At 61.9% G+C, this 12818-nt stretch carries 13 protein-coding genes; 8 read left to right on the top strand and 5 right to left on the bottom strand.

Going from position 1 to position 12818, the window contains the following annotated elements:
* Together EN906_RS08505 and EN906_RS08500 are read right to left on the bottom strand one after the other, a co-directional pair.
* On the bottom strand, nt 1–215 hold a 215-nt coding region (locus tag EN906_RS08505), incomplete at its 3' end, for a thiamine pyrophosphate-binding protein (RefSeq protein ID WP_245484206.1).
* 100 nt (nt 216–315) lie between these two features.
* Nucleotides 316–1122 (bottom strand): alpha/beta hydrolase, encoded by an 807-nt coding sequence (locus tag EN906_RS08500; protein WP_127266965.1) that lies wholly within the window; start codon nt 1120–1122, stop codon nt 316–318.
* A gap of 240 nt (nt 1123–1362) precedes the next feature.
* Between EN906_RS08500 and EN906_RS08495 the strand changes: the two genes are divergently transcribed.
* From EN906_RS08495 to EN906_RS08485, 3 genes are read left to right on the top strand one after another with little or no spacing between them, the layout of a single operon-like run.
* Nucleotides 1363–3312, top strand: a complete 1950-nt coding sequence (locus EN906_RS08495) for a PrkA family serine protein kinase (protein ID WP_013529362.1) — start codon at nt 1363–1365, stop codon at nt 3310–3312.
* Between the two features lie 17 nt (nt 3313–3329).
* Nucleotides 3330–4640: a YeaH/YhbH family protein gene (locus tag EN906_RS08490; RefSeq protein ID WP_127271935.1), complete on the top strand. Its 1311-nt coding sequence runs from the start codon at nt 3330–3332 to the stop codon at nt 4638–4640.
* Between the two features lie 9 nt (nt 4641–4649).
* Nucleotides 4650–6191 carry a SpoVR family protein gene (locus tag EN906_RS08485; RefSeq protein ID WP_127271937.1) on the top strand — a complete coding sequence of 514 codons (1542 nt, stop codon included), beginning with the start codon at nt 4650–4652 and terminating at the stop codon, nt 6189–6191.
* A gap of 24 nt (nt 6192–6215) precedes the next feature.
* Here the strand turns inward: EN906_RS08485 and EN906_RS08480 are convergent, their stop codons facing one another.
* From EN906_RS08480 to EN906_RS08470, 3 genes are read right to left on the bottom strand one after another with little or no spacing between them, the layout of a single operon-like run.
* Nucleotides 6216–7109, bottom strand: coding sequence for an HlyC/CorC family transporter (locus EN906_RS08480; protein WP_127271762.1), 894 nt, complete (start codon nt 7107–7109; stop codon nt 6216–6218).
* Nucleotides 7106–8242: a 3-dehydroquinate synthase gene (aroB, locus tag EN906_RS08475; protein ID WP_127375134.1), complete on the bottom strand. Its 1137-nt coding sequence runs from the start codon at nt 8240–8242 to the stop codon at nt 7106–7108. Before aroB ends, EN906_RS08480 begins: the two co-directional genes overlap by 4 nt.
* Nucleotides 8239–8850: a shikimate kinase gene (locus EN906_RS08470; protein WP_127266670.1), complete on the bottom strand. Its 612-nt coding sequence runs from the start codon at nt 8848–8850 to the stop codon at nt 8239–8241. The genes aroB and EN906_RS08470 overlap by 4 nt, the downstream gene beginning before the upstream one ends.
* Before the next feature lie 210 nt (nt 8851–9060).
* Here EN906_RS08470 and EN906_RS08465 point away from each other — a divergent pair, with 210 nt between their 5' ends.
* The 5 genes from EN906_RS08465 to EN906_RS38165 form a co-directional block, all read left to right on the top strand.
* Nucleotides 9061–9213, top strand: a complete 153-nt coding sequence (locus tag EN906_RS08465) for a histidine kinase (protein ID WP_127266685.1) — start codon at nt 9061–9063, stop codon at nt 9211–9213.
* Nucleotides 9214–9230: 17 nt separating this feature from the next.
* The gene (locus EN906_RS08460) at nt 9231–10148 is read left to right on the top strand and encodes a site-specific tyrosine recombinase XerD (RefSeq protein WP_127266671.1); all 918 of its coding nucleotides are present in this window, start codon (nt 9231–9233) and stop codon (nt 10146–10148) included.
* A 99-nt stretch (nt 10149–10247) separates the two neighbouring features.
* On the top strand, nt 10248–11198 hold the full coding sequence (locus EN906_RS08455; protein WP_127266672.1) for an acetyl-CoA carboxylase carboxyltransferase subunit alpha: 951 nt from the start codon (nt 10248–10250) through the stop codon (nt 11196–11198).
* A 217-nt stretch (nt 11199–11415) separates the two neighbouring features.
* Nucleotides 11416–12714 carry a murein L,D-transpeptidase family protein gene (locus tag EN906_RS08450; RefSeq protein ID WP_127266673.1) on the top strand — a complete coding sequence of 433 codons (1299 nt, stop codon included), beginning with the start codon at nt 11416–11418 and terminating at the stop codon, nt 12712–12714.
* Nucleotides 12715–12722: 8 nt separating this feature from the next.
* Nucleotides 12723–12818: sulfurtransferase TusA family protein (locus EN906_RS38165; RefSeq protein ID WP_245484208.1), on the top strand; the 96-nt coding region annotated here is incomplete at its 3' end.

Raw genomic sequence — 12818 nt, 5'->3', positions numbered from 1 at the left:
GTATGCAGCAGCGTCGCGGCCGGCCGATCGGTCATCCGCGCATAGCCATCGGCGGCACCCGTCACCACGCCCTCGAACAGCCCGAGCACGCAACGCATTTTCGGCTTGCGGTCAAGTGCTGCAACGAAATGCATTTCGGAGGTGCCGGGATTGGCAAAGCAGACCGTCACATCGTTGGCCAGAAGCACGTCACACAGGACATCGGCGCCGTTCATGCAATTCCCTCCCGCTCACGATCGAAGAGCACTTGCACCCGGGCGCGCCCGCACAGCAATATCCCGCCGCCATTTTTGATCTGATCCAGCGCTGTAAAGATCAGCCAACCGTCGATTTCAGGAATGCCAGCGCGGCAGCGGTCAGCGCGTCACCGTCCTCGCCGAAATCGCGATTGATCGACATATGCGTGTAGGCGCTGCCGTCGAACAGTGTGACCTGGGTGCCCGTCGCGCGCAGGCGCTCGGCAAAGGCCTTGGAGTCCTCGCCGCGGCCAGGGGCGCGCGAATAGGCAATGAACGTCGGCGGGTGCTTGCGGCCGTCGACATGGCTGGCCGGCGACAGTGCCGCCCATTGCGCGGGATTGGAAAAGACGCGGGCATAGGCCCGCACCATGCCGCCCTTCCTGGCAAGTGCTGCAAGATCATAGGCCCTGGTATCGTCGAGAATGAGCGCAGCTATGCCGGGCAATCCGCCGCGCATGCCGGTCAGCGCAATCAAATGGCAGCCGGCCGAATGGCCCATGCCGACAATGCGGTTGGGATCGCCGCCATGCCGGGCGATGTTGGCCCTGATGAAGGCGTAGGCCTTTTCGACGTCACCGGCCTGGGTGGCGACATCGGCCTGCGGCAACATGCGGTAGTCGATGGAGACGAAGCAGAAGCCGTTGGCGAGCAGGAAGGCCGGTTTGGCGTTGACCTGACTGCGTTTGCCAAACTGCCAGGTGCCGCCATGAACGAAAAATACGACCGGCAGGCCGATTGCACCATCGGGCGCATAGATGTCGAGCTTGGCCGGCCCGTAGTCGAAGGTCTTTGGCGTGGGTCGGCGTGTTTCCGACGCGGCCGATGCTTCCAACGGCAGCATCGCCGCCACCGAGGCCATGATCAGGCTTCGTCGATCGATCATCACTGTCTCCTGGCGAGGCAAGACTGCACGCGGCGGCCCCAGCCGTCCAGTCAGGGATTCGCAACACACCCGCTACCCGCGCTGAATGCCGCTCCGCACCGAGCGCCTTGATCTCGGAGTGGCCTCAAATCTTACGATCGCAGCCACCTCTTCACATGAAGGGAACAAACGGTACCCCCCGACAGTTGAATGCGAGGTGAGCCGAATGGAAGCCACAGCGGCTCCGAGGGCAAAAGCATCATGCGAGAGAACCAGTCTGACGTCTTTGATCTGTTTTCGGAAATTTACACCAACGCGGCGCAGGAAGAGATCAGCATCCAGCAATATCTCCTTGCCTGCCGCGAGGACAAGTCGATGTATGCCTCGGCGCCTGAACGGATGGTCGAGGCGATCGGCGAGCCGAACCTGGTCGACACCAGCAAGGATGAGCGGCTCGGCCGCATTTTCTCCAATCGGACCCTGAAAGTGTACCCTTCCTTTGCCGATTTCTATGGCATGGAGGACACGATCGAGCGCATCGCCGGCTATTTTCGCTATGCGTCCCAGGGGCTCGAGGAGCGCAAGCAAATCCTCTATTTGCTCGGCCCCGTGGGCGGTGGCAAATCCTCCCTTGCCGAGCGTCTGAAGAAATTGATGGAACAGCGCCCGATCTACACGCTGAAGGTCGGTAATCAGGTCAGCCCGGTTTTCGAATCGCCGCTTGGTCTTTTCCATCCTGATCGCATGGGCGACCTGCTGGAGGACAAATACGGCATTGCCCGACGCCGGTTGAATGGGCTCATTTCGCCATGGGCAGCCAAGCGCCTCGACGAACTTTCCGGCGACATTTCCAAGTTCAGCGTCGTCAAGCTGATGCCGTCGCGACTGCGCCAGATCGGCATCGCCAAGACCGAGCCCGGCGACGAGAACAATCAGGACGTTTCGGCCCTGGTCGGCAAGGTGGACATCCGGCAATTGGAAAACTTCAGCCAATCCGATCCGGACGCCTATTCCTATAGCGGCGGACTGAACCGGACTACCCAGGGCCTGCTTGAATTCGTCGAAATGTTCAAGGCGCCTATCAAGGTCCTGCATCCGCTGCTGACCGCCACCCAGGAAGGCAGCTACAACGGCACCGAAAACTTCGGCGCTTTTCCCTACCAGGGAATCATCGTGGCCCATTCCAACGAGTCGGAATGGCTGCAGTTCAAGAACAACAAGAACAATGAGGCCTTTCTCGATCGCATCCTCGTGGTCAAGGTGCCGTATTGCCTGCGGATAACCGAAGAGCGGCAGATCTACGAGAAACTGCTGCGGGAGAGCGAATTGGCCGCCAGTCCTTGCGCTCCCGAGGTGCTGGACATCCTCAGCCGGTTTACCGTCTCGACCCGCTTGGCCGAGCACGACAATTCACCGCTCTACACCAAGATGCGCGCCTATGACGGCGAGAACCTCAAGGAAGTCGACCCCAAGGCAAAGTCGGTTCAGGAATATCGGGACGCCGCCGGCGTCGACGAGGGCATGGCAGGCGTCAGCACGCGCTTTGCCTTCAAGATCCTGTCGCAGACCTTCAACTACGACACCGAAGAGGTGGCCGCCGACCCCGTGCACCTCATGTACATCCTGGAGGAGGCAATCAAGCGCGAACAGTTTCCGAAGGAGACGGAAGCCGCCTATCTGGAGTTCATCAAGTCCGAACTGGCCGCGCGGTATGCCGAATTCATCGGTCATGAGATCCAGAAGGCCTATCTGGAATCGTACAGCGAGTATGGCCAGAATCTTTTCGACCGCTACATCGCCTATGCCGACGCCTGGATCGAAGACCAGGACTACAAGGATCCCGACACCGGCCAGATCCTCAACCGCGAGGTTTTGGACAACGAGCTTTCACAGGTCGAAAAGCCGGCCGGCATCGCCAATCCCAAGGACTTCCGCAACGAGGTGGTGAAATTCACGCTGCGCGCCCGTGCAAGAAACCATGGCCGCAACCCGGCGTGGACAAGTTACGAAAAGCTGCGGGAAGTCATCGAGAAACGCATGTTCGGCCAGGTCGAGGACCTCCTGCCGGTGATCAGTTTCGGCTCCAAGCAGGACAGCGTCACGGAAAAGCGGCACAATGAATTCGTGCAGCGGATGGTCGAGCGCGGCTACACCGAGCGGCAGGTTCGTCGCCTTGTGGACTGGTACATGCGGGTGAACAGGGCGGGTTAGAGAACCCGGATGGTTCCATGCCGATCTTCATCGACCGCCGCCTGAACCCGAAAGACAAGAGTCTCGGCAATCGCCAGCGCTTCCTCCGACGCGCGCGCGAGGAATTGAAGCGGAGCATACGCGACCAGATCCGCACCGGCAGGATTGCCGACGCGGATTCCGAGCACGCCGTGCGCATGCCCGAAAGAGGCACAAGCGAGCCGAGCTTCAGCAACGCCCGCGACAGTGGCAGGCGCCAGCACATCTTGCCGGGCAACAGGCATTTCTCCGCTGGAGACCTGATCCCCAAGCCCGGCGGAGGCGGCGGGGGAGCGTCGTCCCCGGGAAACAAGGCATCCGAGGACGACTTTCGTTTCGTACTGTCGCGCGAGGAAGTGCTCGATCTTTTCTTCGAGGATCTCGAACTCCCCGACATGGTCAAGCTCAACCTCAAGGAGATCCTTGCCTTCAAGCCGCGCAGGGCGGGCTTCGCCGCCACCGGTTCGCCGACCAACATCAATGTCGGCCGCACGATGCGCAACAGCCACGGCCGCCGCATTGCGCTGAGGCGCCCCAAGCAGGTCGAACTGGATGCGATCCTCGAGGAAATCGCCTCGCTCGAGGAGGCGCCATCCAGCGCCGACGCGCGCCAGCGTATCGCGGCATTGAGCGAAGAGCTTGACCGGCTGGAACGACGCCGCCGACGCATTGCCTATGTCGATCCGGTCGACATCCGCTTCAACCGCTTCGATTCCCGGCCGGTGCCGAACGCCAATGCCGTCATGTTCTGTCTGATGGACGTGTCCGGGTCCATGGGCGAGCGCGAGAAGGATCTGGCCAAGCGCTTCTTCGTCTTGCTGCACCTGTTCTTGAAACGACGCTACGACCGCATCGAGATTGTCTTCATCCGCCACACGCACCTGGCTCAGGAGGTCGACGAGGAGACATTTTTCTACAACACCCAAAGCGGCGGCACTGTCGTTTCCACCGCGCTGGAGGAAATGCACCGTATTATCGCGAGCCGCTACCCGGCCCACGACTGGAATATCTATGCTGCCCAGGCCTCGGACGGCGACAATTTCGCCGGCGATTCAGAGCGATGCATTTCGCTTCTCAACGGCGAGCTCATGCGGCTGTGCCAGTATTTTGCCTATGTCGAGATCATCGACGAGCGTGAAGCCCATATTTTCGGCTCGACCGAAAACGGGACATCGCTGTGGCGTGCCTATAACGCCATCGACCAGAAATGGCCGAACTTCCAGATGAGCCGCATCGCTACGCCCGCCGATATCTACCCGGTCTTTCGCCAGCTTTTCGGCAGGCAGCCGGTCTCCCTCAAGCGGGCATGAGGGTTCCCGATGGTCAGACAAGCCAGCAAATCCAGCCTGCTTTTTTCGGGGTCCGACTGGGATTTCAAAACATTGTCGCGGGCCTATGACGCGATCGAGGCACTTGCGGTCGAAGAGCTTCATCTGGACACCTATCCCGTTCAGATGGAGATCATCTCCTCGCAACAGATGCTCGACGCCTATTCGTCCATTGGCATGCCATTGATGTACCGTCACTGGTCTTTCGGCAAACATTTCCTCCACCAGGATCTGCTCTATCGCAAGGGCGGGCGAGGGCTTGCTTATGAACTGGTCATCAATTCCAATCCCTGCATCGTCTATCTGATGGAGGAAAACACCATGGCCCTGCAGGCCTTGGTGACGGCCCATGCAGCGCTCGGGCACAATCATTTCTTCAAGAACAATCAATTGTTCAAACAATGGACGGATGCAGGTGCGATCCTCGGCTACCTGGACTTCGCCAAGGGCTACATAGTCCGTTGCGAGGAGCGGCACGGCCTCGCCGCCGTCGAGGCTGTGCTCGATTCCGCCCACGCGCTGATGGATCAGGGCGTGTTTCGCTATCACCGGCCGCCGAGGCTGTCTTCGGAACGGCAGCGCGAAGGAATTCGCGAGCGTCTCGAATACGAGGAGCGCTCCTACAACGACTTGTGGCGTACGCTGCCGCCTTCGCAGCAAGCGGCCAACGACAAGGGCCAGGACCCGGAGCGGAAGAAATCGCTAAACCTGCCTGAGGAAAACCTGCTCTATTTCCTGGAAAAGAACAGCCCGGTCCTGGAGCCCTGGCAGCGTGAGATCATCAGGATCGTTCGGGTCATCGCGCAATATTTTTACCCGCAACGGCAAACACAGGTGATGAACGAGGGCTGCGCCACGTTCGTGCACTATACGCTGATGAACATGCTGTTCGACCGCGGCCAGATCAGCGAAGGCGCCATGCTCGAAATCCTGCGCAATCATTCCAACGTGGTCTTTCAGCCGGCGTTCGACGATCCGCGTTTTTCAGGCATCAACCCCTATGCTCTCGGCCTCGACATGATGCAGGACATTCAGCGCATTTCGACCAAACCCACGGCCGAGGACCGCGATTGGTTCCCTGACATCGCTGGCCAGGGCAACTGGCGCGAGGTCCTGCTTGACGCCTGGGCCGAGCATCGAGACGAATCCTTTATCCGCCAGTACCTCAGTCCGGCCTTGATCCGGAAATGGCGGTTTTTTGTGCTTGGCGACGCTGCCGACCAACCGCATTGCCTGGTCGCCTCGATCCACGACGAGCGCGGCTACGCCAAGATACGCGCCACGCTCGCCAACAGCTATGACCTCGGCGCAAACCGACCGGACATTCAGGTGGTGGATGTCGATCTGCTCGGCGACCGCCATTTGCGCCTGCAGCACAAGGTCAATGACGGCATCCTTCTCGAGGATGCCAGCCGCGACGCCACGCTTCGTCACATCCGCAGGCTTTGGGGTTATGAAGTCAGCCTGGCGGCCATGGATGCCGAGACCGGCGCGACGATCCACGAACGCTCGACCAGCCAGATCGCCGGATGACGTGCCCCGGCCTCCCTGCGCGTATCAGGTGTCGCCGGCTGGCCTGATCCTCAGCCTTGCGATCCGGTTCTTGTCGCGTTTCATGACGATGAAGCGCTTGCCGTGGAACGTAAAAGCCTGCTTCTCCTCGGGGATCGATTGCGTCTCGTGGATGACGAGGCCGGCAATGGTGGTGGCCTCCTCATCCGGCAGGTTCCAGTCGAGAGCCCGGTTGAGGTCACGGATCGGCACCGTACCGTCGACGACCACGGAGCCGTCGGCCTCCTGCTTGACGCCCTGTATGTCGACATCATGCTCGTCGGCGATCTCGCCGACGATCTCCTCGATAATGTCCTCCAGCGTCACCAGTCCTTCGACCTCGCCATATTCGTCGACGACGACGGCGAAATGCGCTTTGCGGCGAAGGAAGGCGTTGAGCTGTTCCTGCAAGGTTGTCGTGTCGGGCACGAACCATGGTTTCGAGGCGATCTTCATCACATCGATCCTGGAGAAGTCGTTGCCGACTTCGTTCAAGGCGCGCAGCAGATCCTTTGCATGCAGCACGCCGACGATGTTGTCGAGCGAGCCTTTCCACAGCGGCATGCGGGTGTGCGGGCTTTGCAAGATCTCGCGCACCACCGCTTCCGGCGCATTGTCGGCATTGACCGAGCGCATGTTGGTGCGGTGGACCATGATGTCGGAGACTTCGAGTTCGGCGAGATCGAACAGGCCGCCGACGCGGTCGCGATCCTCGCGCACCACCTGGCCGTCGCGGCGGAAATCGTCGACCGCGCCGCGCAATTCGTCCTGGCTGGAACGCTGCGGCTCGATGCGCGAAAGCTCGTATCCGGACATGGCAAGCAGGCGCGTGCGCACGGCAACAAGCAGCACGATGAGGATGGCAAGGACGGCAACGACGATCCAGCCGGGCTCGTTCATCTCCGGTCGCTTTCCTTTGGGTGATTCTCCCTGAGGAACGACAGCACTTCCGAGGCCGGCACGTCCTTGGCGATGAAGGCCTGGCCGATGCCGCGCGTCAGGATGAAGGTCAGCGCGCCGCGCGACACCTTCTTGTCCTGGGTGATAAAGGCCAGCAGCGCCTCGGCGTCAGGCAGATCGCCCGATATGTCGGCTATCCGCCAGGGCAGGCCGACGGCGCGCAGATGCGCCTCGACGCGCGCGGCATCGTCGGGGCTGGCCAGATTGAGCCGCGACGAGAACCGGTAGGCCAGCGCCATGCCGATGGCGACCCCTTCGCCATGGACGAGGCGGGCTCCGTCATACCGGGTGGCGGCTTCCAGCGCGTGGCCGAATGTGTGGCCGAGATTGAGCAGCGCGCGGTCGCCGGTCTCGAATTCGTCGCGCGCAACCATTTCGGCCTTGGCGCGGCAGGCTTCGGCAATAGCCTGCGCCCTCTCCGGCCCGCCGGCGAAAACCTGGACCCAATTCTTTTCCAGCCAGGTGAAAAATTCTGGCCGGTCGATGAGCCCGTATTTGGCGAGTTCGGCATAGCCGGCGCGGAATTCGCGGATAGGCAGCGTGTCGAGCACCCCGGTGTCGGCCAACACCAGTTTCGGCTGATGGAAGACGCCGACGAGGTTCTTGCCGCGTGGGCTGTTGATGCCGGTCTTGCCGCCGACCGAGGAATCGACCTGCGCCAGCAGCGAGGTCGGGATCTGCACGAAATTCATCCCGCGCCGCACGATGCCGGCGGCAAAGCCGGCAAGGTCGCCGATAACGCCGCCGCCGAAGGCGATGACGATGTCGCCGCGTTCCAGTTTCGCAGCCAGCACACCGTCGACCACCTCTCCGAGATGAGCAAAACTCTTGGTCTTCTCGCCGGGCGGCAACGTGATCACGGCGGTCTGGATGCCGTCCGTTTCGAGGCTGGCCTGAAGGGCAGCGAGATGCGCTGCCGCGACATTGGCGTCGGTGACGACCGCGGCGCGTGTACCCGGCAGGCGGCCCGATATCTCGGCGCCCGCGCGGGCCAACAACCCCGAACCTATCAGGATATCGTAGGTCCGGTCGCCAAGGCCGACTTCGACGACAACGGGTGCCTCGATGCTCACTGTTCCACCTCGCCCGTCGCCGTCGTCTCATCGATGCCGAAATGCCGGCACAGCGCGTCCACCACCTCGGTCGCGATGACTTCCTTGCGGTCGTCGCGGGTCGGCACGGTGACATCAGATGTCGCGTAGACCGGATAGCGCTCGCCCATCAGCCGCTCCAGCACGGCGCGCGGATCGGCACTTTTCAACAATGGCCGGTTCTGTTTCTTGGAGACGCGGTCCATCAGAAGATCGAGCTCGGCCTTCAGCCATACCGACACGCCCTGCGCTGCAATCGCCTCGCGCGTCTGCGCATTCATGAAGGCGCCGCCGCCGGTCGACAGCACCTGCGGGCCGTTTTCCAGCACGCGCAGGATGACGCGCTGCTCCAGCGCCCGGAATTCGGTCTCGCCATAGCGCTCGAACAGCTCCGGAACGGTCATGCGCGAGACGCTTTCGATCTCCTGGTCGCTGTCGATGAAGGGCAGCGCCAGCATCGTCGCCACCTTGCGGCCGATCGCCGTCTTGCCGGCACCCATCAATCCGACGAAGACGACGGAACGGCTGCCCAGCCGGCCAAGCAACGCGGCGTAGGTCTCGTCTGGAGGATTTGCTGGCAACGCGTTCATCGGATGTTTCGAAGGCCCTCTTTGCCGGCGTATCGACATGAAAAGCCCGTTTGCGTCAAGCAGGGCAAGTGCCTTGAACCCGATATGGACCGGCAAGGTCTGCATCAGAAGTTGCTAACAGGCCTCAGCTTCGTCCTTGAATTGGCCGGATTGGCGTCCCATAAGGGGACAGGGTTTGGAAACGCAGAACAAGAAGACGGGCGAAAACTGATGCCGACACTGTTTCGCTTTGTCGTGGTAACAGCGATTCTGGCAGGCATTGCCTATGGTGCGATGTTCGCACTGGTGATGTTCGTCGAGCCAAAGAAGGGCGAAATGAGCGTGCGCATCCCTCCGGAAAAGCTGAACCCCAAGAAAAGCTGAACCCGAAGAAAAGTTGAATGAACAGCGCCGCCCGCATCGAAGCCTTTCTCGAAATGATGAGCGCCGAGCGGGGCGCGGCCGAAAATACGCTTTCCTCCTACCGCCGCGACCTCGAGGACGCTTCTGGCGCGATCGATGGCGGGCTGGCTGGTGCCGCCGCCGCCGATATCCGCGCCTATCTCGACGACATTGCCGCCCGCGGCTTTGCCGCCACGTCGCAGGCGCGCAAACTGTCGGCGATCCGCCAGTTCTTCAAATTCCTCTACGCCGAAGGCCTGCGCGGCGATGACCCGACCGGCACGCTGGACAGCCCGAAAAAGGGCCGTCCGCTGCCCAAGACGATGAGCGAGGCCGACACCGGCCGGCTGATCGACCGAGCGGCGCTGGAGGCCGGCGATGTCTCGTCGGGCGATGGGGACAGTCTGGCGTCACTGCGCCTGCATGCGCTGGTCGAGGTGCTTTACGCCACCGGCCTGCGCGTTTCCGAGCTGGTCGGTCTGCCGGTGACGGTGGCGCAGCGCGACGACCGTTTTTTCATGGTGCGCGGCAAGGGCGACAAGGAGCGCATGGTGCCGCTCTCGGCCAAGGCACGCGCGGCGATGAAGACCTGGCTCGCCGCCCGCGCCAAGGTGCCAGCCTTTGCCGACAGTCCGTTCCTGTTTCCGGCCGCCTCCGACAGCGGCTATCTCTCGCGTCAGGTCTTTGCGCGTGACCTGAAGGGGCTGGCGGCAAGGGCCGGCATCGCCTCGGCGAAGATCTCGCCGCACGTGCTGCGCCATGCTTTCGCCAGCCATCTCCTGCAGAACGGCGCCGATCTCCGTGCCGTGCAGCAATTGCTTGGCCATGCCGACATATCGACGACACAGATTTACACCCATGTGCTGGAAGAGCGGCTGGTGCGGCTGGTCAACGATCATCATCCGCTTGCCGACTAGGCCTCATATCGCTATGTGAGGACGACATTTCACCGCCCGGAGCCTTGGATTCAAGGGTTCCGTCAGCCACTGCCTTCCGACGTATCGGTCCGCTCACGCATGTATAATTACCTCGATTTCGAAAAGCCGGTGCAGGACCTCGAGGGCAAGATCCTCGAGCTGAAGAAGCTTGCCGAGAATGGCGAGGCGGTCGATGTCGGCGACGAGATCAGCCGTCTCGAGAAGCGCTCCCGCGACGCGCTGCGCGACGCCTACAAGGCGCTGACGCCGTGGCAGAAGGTGCAGGTGGCTCGCCATCCCGACAGGCCGCATTGCGTCGACTATATCAAGGGCCTGCTCACCGATTTCACGCCGCTGGCCGGCGACCGCAATTTCGGTGAGGACCAGGCGATCGTCGGCGGTTTCGCCCGTTTCCGCGGCGAACCCATTGCCATCATCGGCCAGGAAAAAGGTTCCGACACAGCCAGCCGCCTGAAACACAATTTCGGATCGGTTCGCCCGGAGGGCTACCGCAAGGCGGCACGGCTGATGGAACTGGCCGACCGCTTCAAGATCCCGCTGCTGACGCTGGTCGACACGGCCGGCGCCTATCCCGGTGTCAACGCCGAGGAGCGCGGCCAGGCGGAGGCTATCGCCCGTTCAACCTCGACCTGTCTCGGCCTGAAAGTGCCGTCGATCTCGGTGGTCATCGGCGAAGGCGGTTCGGGCGGCGCCATTGCCATCGCCACCGCCAACCGCGTCTACATGCTCGAACACGCCATCTATTCGGTGATTTCGCCGGAAGGGGCCGCCTCGATCCTGTGGCGCGACACAACGCGATCGAAGGACGCGGCGACCAACATGAAGATCACCGCGCAGGATCTTTTTGAATTAAAGATCATCGACGCCATCATCCCCGAGCCGCTCGGCGGTGCGCATCGCGGCGCCGAAACGGTGATCGCCGCGACCGGAGACCTCATCGCCAGGACGATGAAGGATTTTGCCGGCGCCAACACCGATTTCCGCGAGCAGCGCCGCGAAAAATACCTGGCCATGGGCCGCAGTCTCTGACCACAGGCAGCCTTCGCCGCAACAATGTGGCGGGGCGGAGCATTTTTGCCACAAAAATGCCGCTGCATTCGGCTCAATGAGACTGCCGCAGGGGGATGCGTCGGCACTTGCGGTAAGGAATTTATTAGGGTTAACGGGCTTAGGGTCCGTCGATGCGCAGTGTAGCAGCCGGGGCAGGAAGCGTCCTGGCGCCAGAGAAAAGACGATATCCGTAGCCATGTTTGTCAAGCTTGCCCGCACCGGAATCCTGATAGCCGCCCTCGGCGTTGCCGGCTGCAACAATTCGTCGATGAAGGATTTTGCCCCGGAGGCCAACAAGCCGCTGCCCGACAAGATCCTTGCCGACATGAAGGCCAAGGGCATGGTCCGCACCTCGTCGGTGATGGCCCGCATCTTCAAGGAAGAAGGCAAGCTCGAAATCTGGAAGGCCAAAACCAACGGCCGCTACGACATGGTGGCGAGCTACGACATCTGCAAATGGTCGGGCAAGCTCGGGCCGAAATACACCGAAGGCGACCGCCAGGCGCCGGAAGGCTTCTACACGGTGCGCCCGGCGCAGATGAATCCGCGCTCGAACTACCATTTGTCCTTCAACATCGGCTATCCCAACGCCTATGACCGCGCCAATGGCCGTACCGGCTCCAATTTGATGGTGCACGGCGCCTGCTCGTCGTCGGGCTGCTATTCGATGACCGATGCGCAGATCGAGCAGATCTATGCCTTCGGCCGCGACGCCTTCCAGGGCGGCCAGACCGAGTTCCAGATCCAGGCGTTTCCGTTCCGCATGACCGCCGCCAACATGGCGCGCTACCGCAACGACCCGAATTACGACTTCTGGAAGATGCTGAAGGTCGGCTACGACAATTTCGAGATCACCAAGGTGCCGCCGAAGGTCGATGTCTGCGAGAAGCGTTATGTCTTCAACCAGGTTGCCGCCGACGGTCAGACATTCGATCCGGCCGGCGCCTGCCCGGCGACCACGCAACCTGATTCGCTGAAGAGCGCCTACAATTCCTACATGAGCACCTACGACGCTGCGTTCAGCGGCGCGGTCAAGGCCAGCGTGCCGGCGCCCAAGCCGACCATTGCCGGCATCAAGGAAGCCAGCATCGTTTCCGACTGGTCCAAGCGCCGCGCACGCGGCGAACGCGTGCCGATCGATCCGCCGTCGCTCAACAATGACGGCTCGGTCACCGAGACGGCGCGCATGGGCCGCATCGATTCGCCTGCCGGCCGCAAGATGGCGGCCCTCGACGCCGAAAAGGCGGCCAAGCAGAAGGCCGAGGAGCAGAGGCTGGCTGCCATAGAGGCGGCCAAGCAAGCCAAGGAAGCCGCCAAGGCTCAGGCTCTGGCCGAAAAGGAGGCCGAAAAGGCCGCCAAGGAAGCCCCCGTCGCCACCGCGACCATCGCGGCCCCTTCGGAAGCGGCACCGATGGCTGAGACGCAAGCGGCGAGTGCCGACGAGAGCCGCGTGACGAAGCTGAAGAACAAGCTGCTCGGCATGTTCGGCGGTTGATTTCGCCCGTGGATGATCGCGCCGCTATTCATGACCTCAAGGGGCTGAACTGCCCCTTGCCCGTGCTCAAGGCCAAGAAGCGCCTGGCGGGGATGCAACCGGGC

The sequence above is a fragment of the Mesorhizobium sp. M7A.F.Ca.CA.004.06.1.1 genome, assembly GCF_003999135.1.
GTDB lineage: Bacteria > Pseudomonadota > Alphaproteobacteria > Rhizobiales > Rhizobiaceae > Mesorhizobium.
The sequence above is the reverse complement of the archived record's forward strand: the minus strand, read 5'-3'. Positions and strand labels throughout refer to the sequence as shown.